The organism is Lactococcus sp. FSL K6-0773 (assembly GCF_038006485.1).
Lineage (GTDB): Bacteria > Bacillota > Bacilli > Lactobacillales > Streptococcaceae > Lactococcus > Lactococcus lactis.
Genome location: NZ_JBBOVF010000001.1, coordinates 670,893 through 690,515 on the forward strand (window position 1 = coordinate 670,893; position 19,623 = coordinate 690,515).

Sequence of the window (19,623 nt, forward strand, 5' to 3'; positions counted from 1 at the left end):
CTGTCAGTAATATTTTCAAACTTCCCACTCATCTAAACTAGCTACTACATAAGTCGGAGGAACTGGAAGATTTGGTACTTCTTCAGCTCTTGTAAATCCAGTTGTGACAAGCAAGCTATCAATTCCGTTATTAATGCCCGTATGAATATCTGTCAGATAATTATCGCCAACCATTAATAAACAAGATTTAGGAAGCCCTAATTTTTCGACCGCTTTATTGGCTATAATAGCTTCTGGTTTACCAATAATGGTTGCTTCAACTCGTGTTGCCGCTTCAAGCATTTTTATCAGCGCTCCAGCTCCAGGAGTCAAACCACGTTCGTTTGGCAAATTCAAATCTGGATTTGTTCCGATAAATTTAGCTCCTTTATGAATTGCCAGAGTAGCAAGGACAAGCATTTCATAAGTTAAATCAGTATCTAAAGCGACCACAACGTAAGCTGGATTCTCACGATCTTTTTTGTAACCTGCCTCATAAATCGCTTCTTTAAGACCATCTTCTCCAATGATATAAACTGTTTTTTCTAAGCCTAAATCATTCATATAATCAACAGTAGCAAGACTTGCAGTATAAATCGTTTCCAATGGAGTGTCAATATTAAATTGTTGACTCAAACGGCGTTGTACCACGCGCGGTGTTTTTGTTGTGTTATTTGTGACCAAAAGATAAGGTATTTTAGCCTCTTGTAGCCGATGAATGAAATTCTCGCCTGCAGGAATACGCTTATTTCCCAAGTAAATTGTCCCATCAAGGTCAATTAAGTAACCACCATATTTTTTATTTGTCATTTTATTCTCTTCTACTTTTTATCACTAAAATTTACTGACAGAGCTGTCATTAAACTTTTCCCCAGTGAATTTCAATTTGAGTACTTCCGTCATTAAAATTGTGATGACTCACTTCGTCTTCCCAAGACATTAAAGCATTAATTTCTTCACCATAAAGGACTTCATGATTATATTTTATAAATACATGTTTGGGTTGATGACTTTTACGGAATTCAAAATCCACCATATCAGCTGCCCAATCATAATATTTCGCATTATTAACATGTCCATTCATATCTAATGCTGAAAAACGGACAGGATAAACAATTTTTTGAGCATCACTAAATTCGTCAATTTTACGGAATTTATGAGGACGTGAAATTTTTGATACTTTTTCAGATTCATAAGGATCAACAATTTCATCCAATACACGGTCAATTTTTCTCGTTGCCTTATCCATCAAAACCCAAGTTGAACGAATTTCAACTAAAACTTCTCCATTTTCATCTAAAAATGAGAAATTACGATAACAAAAGAATTTATTATAACTAGTTGCTTCAGTTTCAATTGTTATTTTTTCATTAAATTCTGGTAAACGATGAATCGTCAATTCATATTCAATAACTGCCCAAAAGAGGCCATATCTCTCAAATACCCAGACATCTGAGCGTCCAAGTGCAGTTGATTGCTCTCCAGAAATCTGTAAAGCCACAGCTAAAAGGCTTGAAATTCGCATTTTTTTAAAAGCATCACTTTCATAGAAAGGAACTTGATAATTTTGTTGATATTTTATACCCATTTTATGATAACCTCGCCTTCTATTTTAGCAAAAAAAAGAGCAATTTTCATAAATTGCTCATCTATTAGCCAGAGTTTTTAAAGTTCTCAGAGCTAATTAAATTTTTTCACAGGCGATTTCTAAAGTATCAATCAATAATTCTTCATAAGGATCTTTAGCATGATACTCATCAATGTATTTAATTTCTTTCACACCAGCAGCAACAACTAATTTCAGGCAGGCAAGGCAAGGAAATAACGTTGTATATAAAATCGCACCTTCAGGTGAAACGCCATGTTTAGCAGCTTGAGCAATCGCATTTTGTTCTGCATGAACCGTTGCTACACAGTGTCCATATTTATCTTCAGTACAACCAATATCTGTACAATGTGGCATCCCCGAAACCGCACCATTATATCCCGTAGAGAGAAGTTGACCATTAGGACTGACCAATAAAGCTCCTACTTGAGCATGGTTACAAGTTGATCGTTTTGCAACCACTTGGACAATTTCTTTAAAATATTCATCTTTACTTGGTCTTGTAAATTTCTCTGACATCATGAACTCCTTAATTGCTTTTTGATTTATTATAGCAAATTTATTTATTTCAGGCTTAATAAAAAAACTTCCAAGAGAATCATAAATTAACTTGGAAGAAAAATTTTATTTTTGATTTTTAAACAATTCATTATAGTTGGTTTGGTTATTAACCATATTCAAATCAACATTTCCCGAGTAACCTGGTAAAGTTCCTTGGTCAGTAAATTGTTGCATTTTATAACTTAAAGTCGTTTCTGGTGAAGCATCCCAATAACCTGTATTTCGTCCATAGGCAGCAATCCAAATCGCTTTAAATTTATCAACTTTTATTTGATTATCTCGCAAGAACCAGTCTTGGGCATAAATACCAATGTTTTTAGCTCCTTGTTTCTCCAACTCAGAGCGAAAAGCCTCAATCCCTTGGTTCATATTTTTCATATTGGTTACCTCGACATCAAGCCAATAATAGGTCGGCTTATAAGGGCTTGCTCGACGATAAAAGTCTCTTGCTTGCTTCCTCATTTCAGAAGTGTTTTCTCCAGTCACAAAAGCATAAACCGCAGTCGGGATTCCCCGCTCTTGGAAAGCTTTAATGTGCTGTTTATAGGCAGTATCTTCTCCATCCTTGCTTGCTGAATTATCAGCATGACCATAAGAACCATTGACACGAATAACCGCACCAATCACATGCTGACTTAAGGTGTTGTAATCAATATCTTCTGGACGTTGCCAACCCGAAAGGTCAACAACTGGTTTATTCAAATCCAAAACCTTCTCATCCAAAATATGATTTACAACAATTTTTTCAGTTGCTGCTTTTTTAGGAGGTTCTACCGGTCGAATTCGTACTAAACCAAGTAAGGCGATCATTGCAATCATGGATGCTGTAAAGATAAAAGCTCCCATTTTTTTAAGTTTACGTCTCATTTTAGGTTTCATTAATTATATTGTAACATAACTTTCACAAAAATTCATCACGATAGCATTAAAAATTAATATCATCGAGCAAAAATTTCTCAAAGACATTATTCCCCAACTCAAAACCTTTGTCTGTCATATGGATTCTTTGTCTATCATTATATAATAATTTTTGATTAATAAGTTCTGTGATTTGTTCACCGTATAATTTTTCAAATGAACACTTGAATTTATTTTCAAACTTCTCAACCAAAACTCCCGATTTTTTCCGAAGACCTAAGAACATTTCTTCTTCTATTTGAGATTTTTTACTTAAAACTTCTTCATTTATCCTTTTTTCAGTTGGAGCAGCTTTAAGGTAATGATGAACTGGACCAAGATTTTTATAACGAATCCCTGCTAAATATCCTGACGCTCCAGCGCCAATTCCATAATATTCCTCATTATCCCAATAAGTTATATTATGTTTGCTCTCAAATCCTGGTAAGCCAAAATTTGAAACTTCATAGTGATTATAACCATTTTTAGCTAAAATATCCATGATATATTCATACATGTCCGCATTTTTATCTTCACTTGGTAGGCGTAAAAGACCACGACGTTGTCGATTCATAAAAACTGTATGGTCCTCTAAAATAAGACTATATAATGCCACATGTGGTAGTTTTAATTCTAAAAATTTTTCAACATCTGACTTAACCATCTCCATCGTTTGCCCAGGTAAAGCATAGATTAAATCAATCGTAATATTTTCAAATCCAGCTTTTTTCAGTCTTTCAACTGAATCATAGACTTGAACTTCTGTATGTGTCCGCCCGATTTTTTTGAGCAAAGCATTATTAAAAGTTTGGACACCTAATGAAATTCGATTTACTGCTGAATCAGCCAAAACTTTAATAACCTCATCTGATAAATCCCCCGGATTTGCTTCAACAGTAAATTCTTCCAAAACTTCTAAATCTAACTGTTCAGCAATCGCTGTCAGTAAACGTTCAAGTTGTTGGGCTGATAAAACGCTGGGCGTTCCACCACCAATATAGATTGTTCTTAATTTTTCTATCTCAAAACTTTGAAATTCTTCTATGAGCGATTCAATATAAGCATCAATCGGCTGTCCTGTCATCAGTACTTTAGCAAAATCGCAATAATAACAAATATGAGAACAAAAAGGAATGTGAAAATAAGCCGAATTAGGTTTTTGCAACATTTATAAGTCCCTTCAAAAATTTTTCCTATTCAATGAAAGATAGTGAGAGGATTAACCCTAAAATTAATCTTACCAATAAAAATCACAAATACTTGACCTATTATAACACACCTATGGATAGCAATTGACTTTACAAAACGGAAAATATAGATAAAAAAGAGGGTAGCTTTAACTACACTCTATTCTTCTTTATCCCATTCCCAAGACCGTGAAAACTCCCCTCCTTTAAACAAAGAGGCAAGCCCACTTAATTGTTTGAGCCTTAATAATTCTTCTTTATCCATTCCAATATTTGTCATAATCCACCGATCACTTAAACCAGCTTCAACCAATTGTTGAACAATTTCTGTCATTAATTCTACTGAATGAGTCCCTCTGGCACGATTATGGCGAATAGTGCTGGCTATTCTATCTTCTAATGGGCGATCAATCACAGAAACGGGTAAACAGTTCCCTTCTCTTTGCGCAATCGTTTCAGAATTTTTCATTACAAGATAGCGGTGAAAACCATCCACAATCTCATAAGTATCATTTTCTTTGTCATAATAGCAGACAATTGGCATGGTATAACCATCTTCTAATATCGACCGTTCTAAAAGTTTAAATTCAGTCGGCGCAGTTTTATTAGGATTATAAGAATTTGCTCTAATCTTTTCAATTGGAACCCGTCTCACTTGATAAGCTGGACTTACAAAAAGCTCTCCCATTTTTTCATTGCCTCCTTCTTCTTTTGCAATTCATCTTTCGTTTGACCAAATCCCATATATTGACAGGAAGTATCATTTTTTAAAATGGTGACACACATTCTTTTATAAGAGGGGACTAATCTGAAATTTTTAATTGGTACATCATCAGGGTATTTTTTGAAACGAACTAATTCATATTCCTGTTTGTAATTTCGATTATTTTTTGGAGTACCTAAATTTTCAAATTGCAAATTTGTTTCTTCTAGTTCACTAACAACTTTCTGAGGCAAAGCTCCCCCATTTTTTGTCCAGTAAGTCAGAGAACTCTGGAACTTTTTCAGATAAACTTCTCGAATATCCTCTGGTAATGTCTTGAGTAAAAAGTCAACATAGGTCTCCCAAGTATGCCCCTTAGGAAGACTGACTCCACGATAACCAAGAGCAATTGTCCCACCATAAATAGCCGCAAAATTTGCTCCATTGACACGACCAATCAATTTTCCCCAAGTCTCTGGCTCCAATGCTTGATACAATTTCAAAGATGAGACGCCACATTGATGAAAAGGATTGGCAACCCTCATACTTTTAAAGGGTACTCCTGCTTGAAAATATAAATCATATAAATGATTATAATCAAAAGAAAATTTAGCATTTGCTACCCAGACATCCTCAAACAACCAATCATACATCGGATAAAAATTGAAAACATTATGAAAAATTCGATGGCTATAATTTGTAGTTCCAAATCTTGAAAAAGTTTCATCACGTGTCACAGCATTAAAGCGATTTAAACTTTCTTGAGCTCTAATTCCGACAAGAACTGCTGTTCTTTCTGCTTTCTTTTCTTGATGAAGCCACTGACAGAATTTGCTTTGAAAATCATAATCAGACATTCCTATTTCAAAAAATGGGAAATTGTGATTTTCAAGATGAATTGCTCCTTCTGGAACTGAATTCAACCAGAGTTCGGGATGTTCAGGGTCCCAAGGAAGCCAAGTCGATTGTGACATCGATATTCCACATGAAGCAGAGACAGGCATACAAATATGATAATAATCAAAATCAGGATATTTCCCCATTGAGCGTTCTATATAGTCTTTGGTTTCTTGATAATTCCCCTCATAGTCAAGATAATAAACAGAAACTGCTATTTCTCTGTCAGCAAGATTATTTTCTTCATAATAACGATGAACAAGTTCTAGCATCAATCCAGAATCTTTCCCGCCAGAAAAGGAGACAATTAAGTGGTCGAAATAATTACAAATATAATCTAGTCGTTTATTGAAAGCTTCGTAAACATTTTCCTTCTGATATTTTCTCACATTCGTTACCTTTCGCATAACTTTTTCAACATTTCACTTATTGAGCTTAAACCATTTAAATCATATTAAAGTTTAGGTCTTCCAATTGAAACCATATTTATTATTTTAAAATACAAAAATTAAATATAAAATACGTTTATATCTTTATATTTTATTATAAATTACTTTATTTTGCAATTTTATATTAGAATCGTACTTTATCTTAGGGCTTAAATTATAAAAAAAGTACTTGTCAAAGTACTTTTTTATAATTTAAGTATTTTCTTCTTCCTTCAATAAGGAATAACATTGTCAAACTAAGCAAGATGAGATAAATTGGAAAAGCAACTTCTGCGAAATTCCAATGATGGATCTCTGTAAAACTTGTTGATGCAGAAAAAAGACTACCTAAAAACAAGAAACTATTTTCTGTTTCGGGATACTTCCAACCTTTTAACATGGTAGGTAATGCGGCTAGAGCATCTGATAATATCGCAAGAGATATTGCAACATTAGGACTTTTAGTCAAATACCAAGCTACTAAGGCTAAAATAGAAACAAGGCCACAAATATAATCAAATCTTTCAATTCTCCAATAAGCTGCTTTGTTAAATGACGAAACAATAAAAACTAAAATTGGACCAAAGCCAGCCATAAATACGGGTAAACTTGCCCAAGAAACACCAGTTGATAAGGATGCTGCTGTACTAATCAATGGAGCAATTCCCCAAATTAACCAAGTAATTCTATTCGGTTTAACTCGACCACGCAGACTAGCGATAAGATAAGTAGTTGTAAAAGATATTGAAATAAGTGCGCCTAAAATAACGATAAGATGCATTAAATTCTCCTAAAATAATTTTGTTTTCATTATAACAAAATCTTAAGATTATAATTCATCTGGGAAACGATAGACTTGTATACTTAAATCATCATACGTTTGTAAGTAAAGTCTGCGACTGTTCACTTCCACAGCACTGCGATAAACAGTATAAGTCCCTGAGCGGCCTTCAGACTTTGGAACTGTAACACCATTTAAAATATGCCATGCCTCAACAATATTTTGCTGTTCATCTTTAGGATACACCGCTCTTTCTTTGTAAATAGCTGCTCGAATAAATCGAGCTGTTGGTGTGAATCCTCCAGGAAAAACTGGTTTCCCATTGAAACTTCCTGTCGAAATTTGGTTAGGATTATCATTTTTTACTGACAGATTTTCTAATGATGAATTACTATCCTCATTTTTACTGACAGAAGTATTTTCACTTTCTGTCAGTAAATTGATATCCATATAAGTCCTTAATTTCTCGACTTCATTCTCAAATTTAGGAGCATTTGTAACCACACCAATTGGATTATCTGAAATGACCAATCGTCCACCATGCGGTTCAATATTAATCATTTGCCCGCTTGGATCTGTCGCAGAAAAATGTAAATCATTACGTCCAAATTTGTAGATTGCATTTTCATCAGTCATCAACTGTACATTATCAATATTCTGACGAACTTCCTCAATTGAACGGCAATTCCCTAGCAACCAAAGCAAAAATTCAAAAGCAGCAAGTTGAACTTTTCCCTTCTCTGCTTCTTTAGCATAATCTGACTGATTTGAAAAAGTTAGTTTTTGTGCCGCCAAGCCATATTCATTTACACCATCTGAAATATCAGCATGTAATCTCATTTCGCTATTTCCGACGCCAAGGATGGCATATGGATTAATCATTTTTTGATTGTTATAGACGCTTGTCCATTCATAATTTCTTGGTAGAACAAGGGCAGCGGCATTAAAAGTATGCCAATCCATTGTTCTAGCAAAAACCAATCCACCGTCACTTGACTTTAGTTGAAAACTGGTACACATTTTTCTCCCCTTAATTAATTTGTCATCTCTTTATTTTATCAAAAGTTTTACTGATAAAGATACTAGCAGAACTATAAACTTCAATCCTATAACAAAAACTAAAAAATGTACGAAAAAAGTACTGACAGAATCAGTACTTTCATTCAACCCATAATTATAAAATTATTTGTACATTTCAAGCAATGCAAGGAAGCTATCAGCTTCAAGTGAAGCTCCACCAACGAGGGCACCGTCGATGTTTTCTTTAGCCATCAATCCTTCGATTGTTTCAGGTTTAACTGAACCACCGTATTGGATACGTACAGCTTCTGAAACTTCTTTTCCGTAAAGTTTTTCAACTGTTGAACGAACAACACCACAAGTTTCATCAGCGATTTCGTTTGTTGCAGTTTTACCAGTTCCGATTGCCCAGATTGGTTCATAAGCAATAACCAAGTTTGAAACTTGTTCAGCACTCAAGCCAGCAAGACCAGCTTCGATTTGACCTGAAACCCATTCAGCTGTTTTTCCAGCTTCAAAAGTTTCCAAAGTTTCACCACAACAAAGGATTGGAGTTGCTCCAGCAGCGAAGATTGCTTTTGCTTTTTTGTTGATGTCTTCGTCAGTTTCGTGGAAATATTCACGACGTTCGCTGTGACCGATGATGATGTATTCAACACCTAAATCAACGATAGCAGCTGGACTATTTTCACCAGTGAACGCTCCAGCATTTTCAAAGTAGCTATTTTCAGCAGCAAGTTTCAATTCTGAACCTTGACGAAGGTAAGCCATAGGAGCGAGGAAAAGTGCAGGTGCACCGATAACTGATTCAACATTATCAGATGAAGGCAAGTTATTTTTTACAGCTTCAACAAAAGCTTGCGCTTCTGACAAAGTTTTGTTCATTTTCCAGTTACCAGCGATAATTGGTTTACGTGACATTCTAATTCTCCTTATAGGGCGTTTAAGCCTCTTAAATTTTGGACTTCAGTCCATCTTTTACAAGGTCTATTTTATCATATTGTGAAAAAAATTGCAGAAATCAACTCATCATTAATAAATTTCAATCCTGTCACTTTTTTTCCAATAATTTTATAGCATCACGTGTTTTTTCCAACTTGTCATAACTTTCTGTAAAATGCTCTGATACATACATATAAAAAAGAATGTCAACAACATAAAGCTGAGCCATCAAACTCATTGTTGCAGCAGTCCGCATTTGATAATCTTCACCAGAAACAGAATGAAGAATACAATCAGCCATTTGTCCTAAGCTTGAATTTTCCCGAGAAGTAATTGCAATAATGGGGATTTTCATATTTTTCACCACGCTTGCGAGTTCCAGAACTTCTTTTGTTTCCCCCTTCATTGAAATTCCAATGAAGATTGTTTTTTTATTAGAAACAGAAAGAGAGGAAACAAATAAATGGGCATCTTGAATAAAGATAACTTGCTTGCCAATTCGACTAAACTTTTGAAAAATATCCTGAGCAACCATTGAAGATGCTCCAATTCCAAAAACAAAGATATTCTCAGCAGCATCAATTGAAGACACAGCTTCCATGATTTCATCATCCAACAGAGCAGAATTTGTCGTCTCTACCATGTGATTTACCCGGACTTTGAGTTTATTCTTAATTGAAGTAGGTGATTCAGAATCATTTACTTCCTTGTAGTATTCTTCATCATCTACATGAGCAGCATACGAGGCACTCAATTTTTGTTTAAACTGGGAGAATCCATCATAACCTAACTTTCTGGAAAATCTTACTAAAGCCGCAGAGGAGCTACCAATTTCTCCAGCCACTTCTTGCGCACTTTTTTCTAGCATTTTCTCTCCGACTTCAAAAATATAGTCAGCTATTTTTTTCTCAACTGTCGTAAAGCTAGAATAATTTTGCCTAATGATAAGTAAAGTATCCATTTAACCTCTCCGTTCTTCTTTAATTATAACAAAGAGGTTGGTATAAACCAACCTCTAACTTTTATGCTTTTACTGTTATAATCTCTTGACCTTTACTTATTTTCCCACCATGACTGATAATAATTTTTCGATAAGTATCAGAATTTGTGATAACCACAGGTGTAATTATAGATAAACCTGCCGCTTTTATTTTTGAAAGATCTGCTCTTACCAGTAAATCTCCTTTTTTGACACGGTCATTTTGCTTAACGAAACTTTCAAAAGCTTCACCATTTAAGCCAACAGTATCCATTCCAATATGAATAAGAATTTCAACACCGTCATCACTAGTCAAACCAATCGCGTGCTTAGTTGGAAAAACTGTAGTAACAACTCCAGCGACGGGCGAAACGACATCTCCATTATCTGGTTCAATGGCTACTCCTTTACCCAACATTCCGCTTGAGAAAACTTCATCCTCAATTGTAGAAAGTTCTTTCACATTCCCCTCAAGTGGTGATGCGATTGTTGAACTAGAAAATTCTGGAGTTGTCACAACACGTAAAGTAGGTTGAATAGTTTCCATTTGGACTGATTTTCCATAATTATCTGCTTTTTCTTTTGCATCTTTAGGAATACCAAAGAGATAAGTAGCAATAAATCCACCAATTTAAGCACCCAATAGTCCAAGAAGATAAACCCACCATTTGCCATTAGCAATAAGTGGAAGGAGAGCAAGGCCTGAAGGGCCAATAGCAATGGCTCCAGCTTGACCTAATGAACCGATGATTGCACCACCAATCCCCCACCGATACAGGCCGTGATGAATGGACGACCAAGAGGTAGGGTAATCCCATAAATTAAAGGTTCTCCAATTCCTAAAATTCCTACTGGAAGAGCACCTTTAACAAGTTCGACAAATTCTTTATCTTTTCTCAAACGAAGCCAAAGCGCAATCGCAGCACCAACTTGACCAGCTCCAGCCATTGCAAGGATTGGCAATAATTGTGTTGAGCCCGTTTTAGCAATCATTTCTAAATGAATAGGGGTTAAGATTTGGTGTAAACCAAACATAACCATTGGTAAGAAAAGTACACCCAAAACAAAGCCAGAGAAACCACCACCAACTTGAAGAATAAAGTTAATTGCCCCGACTAAACTTGAAGAAATAACTCCCGCTACCGGCATAATGGCAAAAATCTCCGCAAAACCAATGACCAATAAACCAATGGTTGGTGTCACAATAATATCAATTGAGTCAGGAATAAATTTACGTAGTTGTTTTTCTAAAATCGATAGTAACCAAACAGCGAAAATTACGCCAATAATTCCACCTTGTCCTGCCGAAAGTGCACTTCCATTAAAGATATTTTTCAATGGTGCTTCTGGGTTCATTCCTGTGAGCAAGGAAACCGCACCGATAACACCACCAAGCGAAGGTGTCGCTCCAAATTCTTGAGCTGAATTAATTCCGACATAGATGGCTAAGTAAGAAAATATTCCGGATTGAATAATTTTTAAGACGGTAATAAACTGGGTCCATGTTGCGGCATCTAAGGTACCAGCAGTGACTAAGTTTCCTAAAACAGAGGCCAGCCCACCAATCAAACCGGCACCAACAAAAGCAGGAATCAATGGAACGAATATTTTAGAAATCGTATTAAGAACCGCTTTAAATTTTGAAGGCTTATTATACTTTTCTTTAGCTTCCGATTTTGTTTTTGCCATTAAATCATCAATTGATTGACCTTCAGCACTTGGGAAAGTTTCTCCTAACCTTACCCCAACTGTCTCAACCATTGCTTGAGCAACTTTATTTACAGTTCCAGGTCCGATGACAACTTGTAGTGTTTCATCTTCAACGACACCCATCACTCCATCAATTGCCTTTAAACCAGCTAAGTTAACTTTTGAATCATCAATAATGGTCATCCGAACACGAGTCATGCAAAGAATCAATTTTTTTACATTTTGTGTTCCACCAACATTTTCATAAATCTCACGTGCAATACGAGCTATTTTTTCTTCTGCCATTTTTGCTCCTTCTCCTACCTTAAAAGGTAAATTCTTAATTCAGAGTATTTTTCACAAAACCATTTGCTCTAACAAGCTTGGTTTTTCCTTCTTCTGCTGCACAATCAGTTAATAACATGACAATTGCAAGTTTAACATCTTGATCGGCTTCAATGAATTTTTCTTCGGCTTCTTCATAAGTACAATCTGTCGCTTGCATAATGATGCGTTTACTACGCTCAACTAATTTTTCATTTGTTGGTTTAACATCCACCATCAAGTTATTATAAACTTTACCAATCCCAATCATCGAAATTGTTGAAATCATATTCAAAATTAATTTTTGAGCTGTTCCCGATTTTAATCTTGTTGAGCCTGTTAAAAATTCTGGTCCACAATCAACTTCAATTGGAAATTCGGCATGTTTTGAAATTTCAGCATTAAGATTACAAGAAAGACTTGCCGTTTTAGCACCAATTTCTTTAGCGTAATCTAAAGCTCCAATTACATATGGAGTCCGACCACTGGCAGCGATTCCTAAAACAAGGTCGTTCTCATTCAACTTCAAATCAATCAAATCTTGTCTTCCAAGTTCAAGACTATCCTCAGCCCCTTCGACAGCAACCGTCATTGCTTTGTCACCACCGGCAATTAAACCAATCACTTGGGTAGCTGGTACGCCAAAGGTTGGGACACATTCAGCGGCATCAAGTACACCTAAACGACCACTTGTTCCAGCACCCATATAAATCAAACGGCCACCTTTGTTAAAAGCTTCAATCGCTGATGAAATAACTGGTTCAATATTTGGAAGTGCTTCTTCAACTGCAAAAGCAACTTTTTTATCTTCATTATTCATTTTAATAAGCGCTTCTGCGACAGTCATTTGGTCAAGGTTAAAAGTTTCGTTATTTCGTCGTTCTGTTGTTAGTGTTGATAAATCAATCATTATTTTTCTCTTTTTCTATTTTAAATTTTTGTCCTGGGCCAATAAAAGAAATAAGTTCTAAATCTTCTTTAATAATATTTCCCACAACATTTACTTTTTTATCTGCTGGCAAATTCCTTTTAGTAATTTGAATTTCGCCCATATAACGACCATATTCACAATTATCAATAGTAATTGAGCCTTTTTTTCTCTCAATTGTATTTTCTGGATTTATTTCAGAAATTTCATTGAAGCGGGCCTGAGCGCTGCGGATCACATCTCTAGCATCATCTTGTCTATTTTCATGCTCACCGAGGACTTTAGCAAAATCATTAGTTGCTTGGGTTGCTTGCAATACAAGTTCCCCCTCTTGAAGATATTGGTTAATCTGCCAAGCTGTTCTTGCTTTTAAGCCTCCATCCCCAACATAAATATGATCTATACTTAGAGACTCCATATCAAGTAAGGAAGAGAGTGGATGTTGATAGCGGTGCGCTTCAAGGGTTGGTAATCCTTCATATAAAGGATGGCGTAGAGAATCATCTCCCGGAATAAAGGCCATAACTTTAAATGAATTTCTTTTCAAAAATTCATTTTTTCTAAGAAAGCTCTCCCGAGAAAGGCCTGTTTCTGGTCTTGGGTAATAGTTGTGCCAGGCTTCAAGCTGATTAAAGTTTGCCTTGTATTCTTTTAACTCGTCAATATCTTCTTGCCTAATCGTACTGGCATTTAGACTGACAGTCATTTTTTGACTGACTTGCGCAATTGTCTCATTGCTGATATGATAATCCATCCTGAGACCAGTTACTCCAAGTTCTTGAAGTTCTTCTACTCTATCAATAGAAAATCCAGCTTTTTCTAAAGCTTGACCTGAAATATCAACCATAAGTTTCAAATGATTCTTTTTAGCAGCTGTTCCTAAGTCTATTAGTCTTTTTTTATATAGACTTGCTTCATCCTCGGGAATATGCATCGATGTGAAAATCCCTTTAAAACCATGATTAGTCATCTTGTCAATATATAAATAGTCCTTTTCATTCAAGTCCCTATTCATAAAAATTGAATAACCGTACATTTTTTATCCTTCCGAAATATTATTTCTTGATAACGTATTCATTATAACCTAAAAGAATTATTATTTCAAGTATCAATTTAATCTTTTTTTATTTTGAAATATTATTTCATTGTTTTGTATAATAAAAAGAATAAATTTCTTTATTCTTTTTATTATATTTACAAAGTACATTTTTCTTTAATTGAATCAAAATTCTCTTTAAGAAGAACCGTTGAAGCTTTAAATTTTTCTTGCTCTTCTTGAGTTAATTCTAACTCTAGGACTGCTCGAACACCTGTTCTATCAATAATTGCAGGACTTCCTGTATATAAATCGAACTGACCATACTCTCCTGTCAAATAGGCAGAAACTGGCAGAATCACGCTTTCGTTTCTAAAAATTGCTCTTGTCAAACGAGCTAATGAAGCAGCGATTCCGTAAGAGGTATTTCCTTTTTGCATAAAGATATCCAAACCTACTTCACGAATTTCTTGATCAATTTCATCGAAGGTTGGAAACTCTGGATTAGGATATTTTTTGAGCCACGTTGTTAATGGAATCGCACCGACTGTCACGTTTGACCAAGCGGCAAAACTTGATTTCCCATGCTCAGCTAAAACATATCCATGAATACTTTTAGGATTAATTTGGAGTTTTTCTGCAACGATTTGGCGCATCCGACTAGTTTCTAAAAGCGTTCCTGTCCCTATCACACGATGTTTAGGCAAGCCAGATACTTCTGCAACAACTTGGGCAAGGACATCAACTGGATTTGATGCGACCAAGAAGATACCATCAAAACCTGCATCCATTGTTTTACGAGTTATATCACGAATCATTTCGACATTATTTTCTAATAACTGTAGGCGATCTGGATTTTTTCCGAAAGTTGCTGATGGAGCATTGGCAGACAAAACAACAATATCTGCATCAGAAACATCTGAATAATCAGCAGCATAAATGTTTTTAGGAGCTGCATTTAAATAGGGAAGCGCATGAAGCAAGTCCAAACTGTTGGCTGAAGCTTTACTTTTGTTGGTATTTATTATTGCAATTTCGTCTGCTAAATCATCAACAACTAAATTATGAGCATAAGTACTCCCTACGGCTCCAGCTCCAACAATTACAACTTTTTTGTTATTAATTTTCATCTCTTTTCATCATAAAAAAACAGCGGATCTCATTTTGACTCACGTTGTTTTTCTACTCCCTTTCCAAATCACTTTTCCTAATTTACTTACAGTTTATTTACGCTTTGAAATCACGAGCAATTTGCTCGTCTTCTTTCATTTGTTTAATTAATTGATCTATCCCATCAAATTTAATCATATCGCGAATTTTATCTAGCCATAAAACAGTCAATTTTTCACCATAAATTTCTCCATTAAAATCAAAAATATGAACTTCAACTGTTTTTTCAGTCCCGTTAAAAGTATCATTATATCCAATTGAAGCAAAGCCACGATGACGTTCTCCAGCAAAAATGACATCACAGGTATAAACTCCAACAGCTGGCAAATGAACGTAATCTTTAATTACTAGATTTGCTGTTGGATAGCCCAGTTGTCTTCCGCGGGCAAAACCATGAACAACAAGGCCTCTTGTTTCATAAGAATAACCTAAAAGTTCATTTGCTTGTGCAATATCACCTTCTTCAACTGCTTTTCTAATCCGTGTCGATGAAATTTTTCCATGTTCATCCGCTTTTTCCGGCATGATGACCACACGGTAGTCTTCCGTTGACTTGAGATTTTTCATATCAGAACCTGTCGTATAATCAAATCCTGTAATCACCACTTTGGGATTAAATCTTTTGACGACACTTTCTGCGAATTCAGTTGAAGTTTGATGAGCAAAATTAGAAGTGAAATCTTTAAATACAAGGTAATCTACCCCATTTTCAGCAAAGAGATCTGCTCGTTTTTCATCTGAAGTTAATTTCAAAAGCATTTCAGGCTCAAATTTGTTGAAGGTTAATGTTGGTTTTTCCGGAAAGGTAAAAACAGCTATTTTTAAATTCAATACCGCCGCAATTTTTTTAGCTTCTGTAAAAAGACTTTGATGTCCTCGGTGTAATCCATCAAAATAACCGAGGACAAGGATAAGTTCTTCATCAAATTTTAGTTCATCATTAAATTCTAATATTTCCATTTTTCTCACTTTGGCTCATATTGCTAAGAATTAAACCAATACTTTATTTGGTTTCCAAATTCCTGCTTTTTCTGGATGTTTCATGTAAACAGCAATTAATTTATCATCATAAAAGGCTGCAAATTTATCTCTTGTCAGTTCTGACAAGTCTGTCAGTAAAAATTCACTTTTATTAGACTTAATGACAGGGCTGTCAGTAGTTTCATCTGTAACCCAATCATCCTCAGCAAATTTTTTTCCAACTCGTGCCATTTCAAACTGATCAGCAGTCAAATTTACTCTTGGCAAATCACTGACAGCATATTCTGCTGGGTACATTAAGCTAGAAAGCTCTCCTGCCTCCATTGCTACTTCAATCTCTGAGAGTTTGACAGCATCTTTAATCATCAGTCCATTACTTGCTGTTCTTTGCAATTTTGACATATGTCCTGCATAACCAAGTTGCTCTGCTAAATCTACTGCTAATGTTCGGACATAGGTTCCTTTACTGCACTCAACTTTGAAAGAAAAGCTTACCAAACCTGCCGCTTCATCAGTCATCACGGGACTTGTTCTGACAAATGATTTGATTGTAATCTCTCTTGTCGGACGGTCAACTGTCTGACCAGCTCTGGCATATTCATACAATTTTTTTCCGTTAATTTTTACGGCTGAATACATTGGAGGAATTTGCTTTATTTTTCCAATAAAATTTTTCATTACTGAGTCAATTTCAGACTCTGTCAGCTCCCGTTCTACTGGCGTTTTACTAACAATTTCCCCGTCAGCATCTTCGGTTTTCGTTGAAAAACCAATAGTAACTTCACCTTCGTAAATTTTACCTGCCGCTTCCATGTATTCTAATAACCGCGTCGATTTTCCAACGGCCACTGGCAAAACGCCTGTCACAGAAGGGTCCAAAGTTCCACCATGTCCAATTTTTTTTGTTTTTAAAATACCACGAAGTTTGGCTACAACATCAAAAGATGTCCAGCCCGCTTCTTTATAGACATTTAAAATGCCATTTAAATTTTCATTCATCCTGAAAATTATAGCATTTTTTGACTAAAAAATCACTTACAGTCTTTATGATTGGTCCTTTCCATAAAAAAAATTACTGACAGAATGTCAATAATTTCTCTGACTAAAAAAGACTGACCAAAGTCAATCTTTTTTTATACTTAATTTCCTGTTGGAACTTTTGTGGCATTTATTGATTTGATTTGTGAACTACCACTATTGAGCGAAGCATCCGAACCATATTTAGCTACAAGTTGCGCACCTGTCAGTGTTTCTTTAGTTTGCCATTTAACCATTGGCCATGGATCCTGTGCCATTCTTAAACCTGTCTGCGTTGGATCAGGAACTTGTAAATAATAGGTTCCATCAGCATTTTGTTGAATACGTGCTGTATTTTGGATAACATTTACAGGGTCAGAATACGTGGATACGCCATTTGAACCTACATTAACAAGATAAGTTAAGTAAGATTCTCCAGTATAAACATCAAATTTGCCTTGAGCATTATTAACCCATTGGGCATAAACTGCATCTTGCTGCTTTCCAGTTAGAGTTGACCAGCTTTTTGGAGAGTCATTACTTGAAGATGCCGAAGTCTTTGAACTACTTGAAGCGGAAGTTGATTCTTGAGTTGAATCACTCGTTGTACTAGAGCTTTGTGATTTACTACTTGTGCTCTTACTTACTTTTGTCGATCTTGTTTGTGCAAAAGAGGCTGACTTATCAGGAGTTTTATGAGGATAAAAAACTTGATAAGCAATGATTCCGAGAGCAACTACTAAAATGACTGCCAAACTGGCAATTGCAATTACTTTTTTGCTGTTTTTTGAACTCGCTTTTGAATGTTTTGCCATAAAAAGCCTCCTTAATAAAGCTTGAAAAATACTTTTTCATAATTAAATTATACTTAATTTTCTTATCTATTTCAAAGAATTTACCTTTAATCAATCTTAATAATACAAAAAGTTACTGACAAATACTCCGTCAGTAACTTTTATTCTTAATAACTACTTATAAGTAAATATTAATTGCTTGTTTTAGCATAGGCCGCAGATTGAGTTCCAGCTTGTCGTCCAAAGATAACAATATCAGCAACAGCGTTACCACCAATGCGGTTACCACCATGGAGACCACCTGTAACTTCTCCGGCAGCATATAATCCTTGAATTGGACTACCATCTTTTTTCAAGACTTGAGTATTTGTATTAATTTTTACCCCAGCCATTGTATGGTGAATTCCTGGAGCCACTTTAATGGCATAATACTTACCTGATACTTCAGTAGTCATTCCTGTTGTACGACCAAAGTCTTCATCTTTTTTAGTTGATACAGCTTTGTTCCAACCATCAATTGTTGAAGTCAGTGCTTTTTCATTAATGTCGAGCTTGTCAGCAAGTCCCTTGATACTGTCAGCTTCAACGACCATATCTTTAGATATATACTGTTCAACTGCTTTTACTTTATCTTTAGTTCCTTCTCCAAAAATAACATAAGAATATTTTCCTGGTTGTTTAAGTTCAGCAGCAGAAACTTTATCACGAGTATCCATTTCATTAAAGAAACGTTTCCCTTTTTGATTTACAAGAATCGCCCCTTCACCACGAATTGATTCTGAAACAAGATAACCTGTTTTTTGGAATACAGTTGGATGAATTTGAATTTTATCCATGTCAACTAATTCCCCACCAAGTTCTGAAATCATAGTAATTCCGTCACCAGTTGAACCAGCCGCATTTGTTGTCACATAATCTTTAAGGTCAGGACGATATTTTGCAATCATTTTCTTATTTGCACCGAATCCACCTGTTGTAACAACGACTGCTTTAGAAGAAATATCTTTAGTTTCACCCTCAATCTTAACTTTAACTCCAGATACTTTACCATCTTTTTCAGTAATTTTGGTAACATCACTATTTACAAATAAGGGAATATTTCGTTTGGTAATATTTTCTTCAAGACCTTTTACCAAATAACCACCAACTGCTGAACCATCATGTGGTCGGTGAGTTCTTGAAACTGACATTCCCCCTGTCGTAGTTAAATTATCTAAAACAATTCCATTTGTATTTAACCAATCAACAGCACCAGCCGAGTGGTCAACAAAATAACGAAGGAGTGCCTTGTCATTCGTACCACCACCACCTTTGAGCGTTTCTTCATAAAATTTATCATTTGAATCAGCGACACCTTGTGCTTTTTCGACTGATGTTTCTGATGCGTTCAAACCAGCTGAGGCTTTTGAAGTATTTCCACCAGCAATTGGCATTTTTTCTAAAATGACTGGATTCATTCCAGCATCTTTTGCTTCAATTGCTGCAGTCATTCCAGCCCCACCAGAACCAACAATAATCACATCGTATTTATCACTTAAAGTAGAAGGATCAGCATAGATGTTTGATTTACTTGCACCAGCCGAGGTTTCAACTTTCTGAGACGAACTTGATTGTCCTTTTGTATTCTTTGTATTACTCCCACAAGAAGTCAAAGAGAGGCCCACAAGCGTTAGCAAGCCTAGTTTAGTCCAAATTTTCATAAAT

The 19,623-nt window shown here is 35.4% G+C and carries 18 protein-coding genes and 1 pseudogene; all 19 read right to left on the reverse strand.

Annotated elements, in window-relative coordinates; all coding sequences use genetic code 11:
* Positions 1-15 precede the first annotated feature (15 nt).
* Complete coding sequence (locus MHB61_RS03225; protein ID WP_003132090.1) at positions 16-789, reverse strand: TIGR01457 family HAD-type hydrolase; 774 nt, start codon at positions 787-789, stop codon at positions 16-18.
* Between the two features lie 49 nt (positions 790-838).
* Entirely contained in the window at positions 839-1,567 is a 729-nt protein-coding gene (locus tag MHB61_RS03230) for an acyl-[acyl-carrier-protein] thioesterase (protein WP_003132089.1), read from the reverse strand.
* A 96-nt stretch (positions 1,568-1,663) separates the two neighbouring features.
* Positions 1,664-2,104, reverse strand: a complete 441-nt coding sequence (locus MHB61_RS03235; protein ID WP_021721810.1) for a deoxycytidylate deaminase — start codon at positions 2,102-2,104, stop codon at positions 1,664-1,666.
* A 105-nt stretch (positions 2,105-2,209) separates the two neighbouring features.
* On the reverse strand, positions 2,210-3,013 hold the full coding sequence (locus MHB61_RS03240; protein ID WP_014570581.1) for a glycoside hydrolase family 25 protein: 804 nt from the start codon (positions 3,011-3,013) through the stop codon (positions 2,210-2,212).
* A gap of 58 nt (positions 3,014-3,071) precedes the next feature.
* Positions 3,072-4,211 carry a radical SAM family heme chaperone HemW gene (gene hemW, locus MHB61_RS03245; RefSeq protein WP_003132086.1) on the reverse strand — a complete coding sequence of 380 codons (1,140 nt, stop codon included), beginning with the start codon at positions 4,209-4,211 and terminating at the stop codon, positions 3,072-3,074.
* A 179-nt stretch (positions 4,212-4,390) separates the two neighbouring features.
* A complete protein-coding gene (locus MHB61_RS03250; protein WP_003132085.1) occupies positions 4,391-4,918 on the reverse strand; it encodes an IbrB-like domain-containing protein in 528 nt (175 codons plus the stop codon).
* Positions 4,900-6,219, reverse strand: a complete 1,320-nt coding sequence (locus MHB61_RS03255; protein ID WP_277424081.1) for a phosphoadenosine phosphosulfate reductase — start codon at positions 6,217-6,219, stop codon at positions 4,900-4,902. The genes MHB61_RS03250 and MHB61_RS03255 overlap by 19 nt, the downstream gene beginning before the upstream one ends.
* 232 nt (positions 6,220-6,451) lie before the next feature.
* Positions 6,452-7,039 (reverse strand): hypothetical protein, encoded by a 588-nt coding sequence (locus tag MHB61_RS03260; protein WP_014570580.1) that lies wholly within the window; start codon positions 7,037-7,039, stop codon positions 6,452-6,454.
* A 48-nt stretch (positions 7,040-7,087) separates the two neighbouring features.
* On the reverse strand, positions 7,088-8,059 hold the full coding sequence (locus MHB61_RS03265) for a choloylglycine hydrolase family protein (RefSeq protein ID WP_003132079.1): 972 nt from the start codon (positions 8,057-8,059) through the stop codon (positions 7,088-7,090).
* Between the two features lie 162 nt (positions 8,060-8,221).
* Positions 8,222-8,980 carry a triose-phosphate isomerase gene (gene tpiA, locus MHB61_RS03270; protein WP_003132078.1) on the reverse strand — a complete coding sequence of 253 codons (759 nt, stop codon included), beginning with the start codon at positions 8,978-8,980 and terminating at the stop codon, positions 8,222-8,224.
* A gap of 130 nt (positions 8,981-9,110) precedes the next feature.
* A complete protein-coding gene (locus MHB61_RS03275; protein WP_003132077.1) occupies positions 9,111-9,962 on the reverse strand; it encodes a MurR/RpiR family transcriptional regulator in 852 nt (283 codons plus the stop codon).
* Positions 9,963-10,023: 61 nt separating this feature from the next.
* A pseudogene (locus MHB61_RS03280) lies at positions 10,024-11,975 on the reverse strand (glucose PTS transporter subunit IIA).
* Between the two features lie 34 nt (positions 11,976-12,009).
* Positions 12,010-12,903, reverse strand: a complete 894-nt coding sequence (murQ, locus tag MHB61_RS03285) for an N-acetylmuramic acid 6-phosphate etherase (protein WP_003132073.1) — start codon at positions 12,901-12,903, stop codon at positions 12,010-12,012.
* On the reverse strand, positions 12,896-13,957 hold the full coding sequence (locus MHB61_RS03290; protein ID WP_014570579.1) for a DUF871 domain-containing protein: 1,062 nt from the start codon (positions 13,955-13,957) through the stop codon (positions 12,896-12,898). Before MHB61_RS03290 ends, murQ begins: the two co-directional genes overlap by 8 nt.
* 158 nt (positions 13,958-14,115) lie before the next feature.
* The gene (locus MHB61_RS03295; RefSeq protein WP_003132070.1) at positions 14,116-15,087 is read right to left on the reverse strand and encodes an L-lactate dehydrogenase; all 972 of its coding nucleotides are present in this window, start codon (positions 15,085-15,087) and stop codon (positions 14,116-14,118) included.
* Positions 15,088-15,184: 97 nt separating this feature from the next.
* Entirely contained in the window at positions 15,185-16,087 is a 903-nt protein-coding gene (locus MHB61_RS03300; protein WP_003132069.1) for a bifunctional riboflavin kinase/FAD synthetase, read from the reverse strand.
* 30 nt (positions 16,088-16,117) lie between these two features.
* Positions 16,118-17,107, reverse strand: coding sequence for a tRNA pseudouridine(55) synthase TruB (gene truB / locus MHB61_RS03305; RefSeq protein ID WP_137015841.1), 990 nt, complete (start codon positions 17,105-17,107; stop codon positions 16,118-16,120).
* A gap of 140 nt (positions 17,108-17,247) precedes the next feature.
* On the reverse strand, positions 17,248-17,940 hold the full coding sequence (locus tag MHB61_RS03310; protein ID WP_003132066.1) for a hypothetical protein: 693 nt from the start codon (positions 17,938-17,940) through the stop codon (positions 17,248-17,250).
* A 170-nt stretch (positions 17,941-18,110) separates the two neighbouring features.
* Positions 18,111-19,619 carry a flavocytochrome c gene (locus tag MHB61_RS03315; RefSeq protein WP_003132064.1) on the reverse strand — a complete coding sequence of 503 codons (1,509 nt, stop codon included), beginning with the start codon at positions 19,617-19,619 and terminating at the stop codon, positions 18,111-18,113.
* Positions 19,620-19,623: the final 4 nt, after the last annotated feature.

Bases quoted from the DNA above. Each gene is read 5' to 3' on its own strand.
- MHB61_RS03225 (WP_003132090.1), bottom strand. From the start codon at position 789: ATGACAAATAAAAAATATGGTGGTTACTTAATTGACCTTGATGGGACA.
- MHB61_RS03230 (WP_003132089.1), bottom strand. From the start codon at position 1,567: ATGGGTATAAAATATCAACAAAATTATCAAGTTCCTTTCTATGAAAGT.
- MHB61_RS03235 (WP_021721810.1), bottom strand. From the start codon at position 2,104: ATGTCAGAGAAATTTACAAGACCAAGTAAAGATGAATATTTTAAAGAA.
- MHB61_RS03240 (WP_014570581.1), bottom strand. From the start codon at position 3,013: ATGAGACGTAAACTTAAAAAAATGGGAGCTTTTATCTTTACAGCATCC.
- hemW (WP_003132086.1), bottom strand. From the start codon at position 4,211: ATGTTGCAAAAACCTAATTCGGCTTATTTTCACATTCCTTTTTGTTCT.
- MHB61_RS03250 (WP_003132085.1), bottom strand. From the start codon at position 4,918: ATGGGAGAGCTTTTTGTAAGTCCAGCTTATCAAGTGAGACGGGTTCCA.
- MHB61_RS03260 (WP_014570580.1), bottom strand. From the start codon at position 7,039: ATGCATCTTATCGTTATTTTAGGCGCACTTATTTCAATATCTTTTACA.
- MHB61_RS03265 (WP_003132079.1), bottom strand. From the start codon at position 8,059: ATGTGTACCAGTTTTCAACTAAAGTCAAGTGACGGTGGATTGGTTTTT.
- tpiA (WP_003132078.1), bottom strand. From the start codon at position 8,980: ATGTCACGTAAACCAATTATCGCTGGTAACTGGAAAATGAACAAAACT.
- MHB61_RS03275 (WP_003132077.1), bottom strand. From the start codon at position 9,962: ATGGATACTTTACTTATCATTAGGCAAAATTATTCTAGCTTTACGACA.
- murQ (WP_003132073.1), bottom strand. From the start codon at position 12,903: ATGATTGATTTATCAACACTAACAACAGAACGACGAAATAACGAAACT.
- MHB61_RS03290 (WP_014570579.1), bottom strand. From the start codon at position 13,957: ATGTACGGTTATTCAATTTTTATGAATAGGGACTTGAATGAAAAGGAC.
- MHB61_RS03295 (WP_003132070.1), bottom strand. From the start codon at position 15,087: ATGAAAATTAATAACAAAAAAGTTGTAATTGTTGGAGCTGGAGCCGTA.
- MHB61_RS03300 (WP_003132069.1), bottom strand. From the start codon at position 16,087: ATGGAAATATTAGAATTTAATGATGAACTAAAATTTGATGAAGAACTT.
- truB (WP_137015841.1), bottom strand. From the start codon at position 17,107: ATGAATGAAAATTTAAATGGCATTTTAAATGTCTATAAAGAAGCGGGC.
- MHB61_RS03310 (WP_003132066.1), bottom strand. From the start codon at position 17,940: ATGGCAAAACATTCAAAAGCGAGTTCAAAAAACAGCAAAAAAGTAATT.
- MHB61_RS03315 (WP_003132064.1), bottom strand. From the start codon at position 19,619: ATGAAAATTTGGACTAAACTAGGCTTGCTAACGCTTGTGGGCCTCTCT.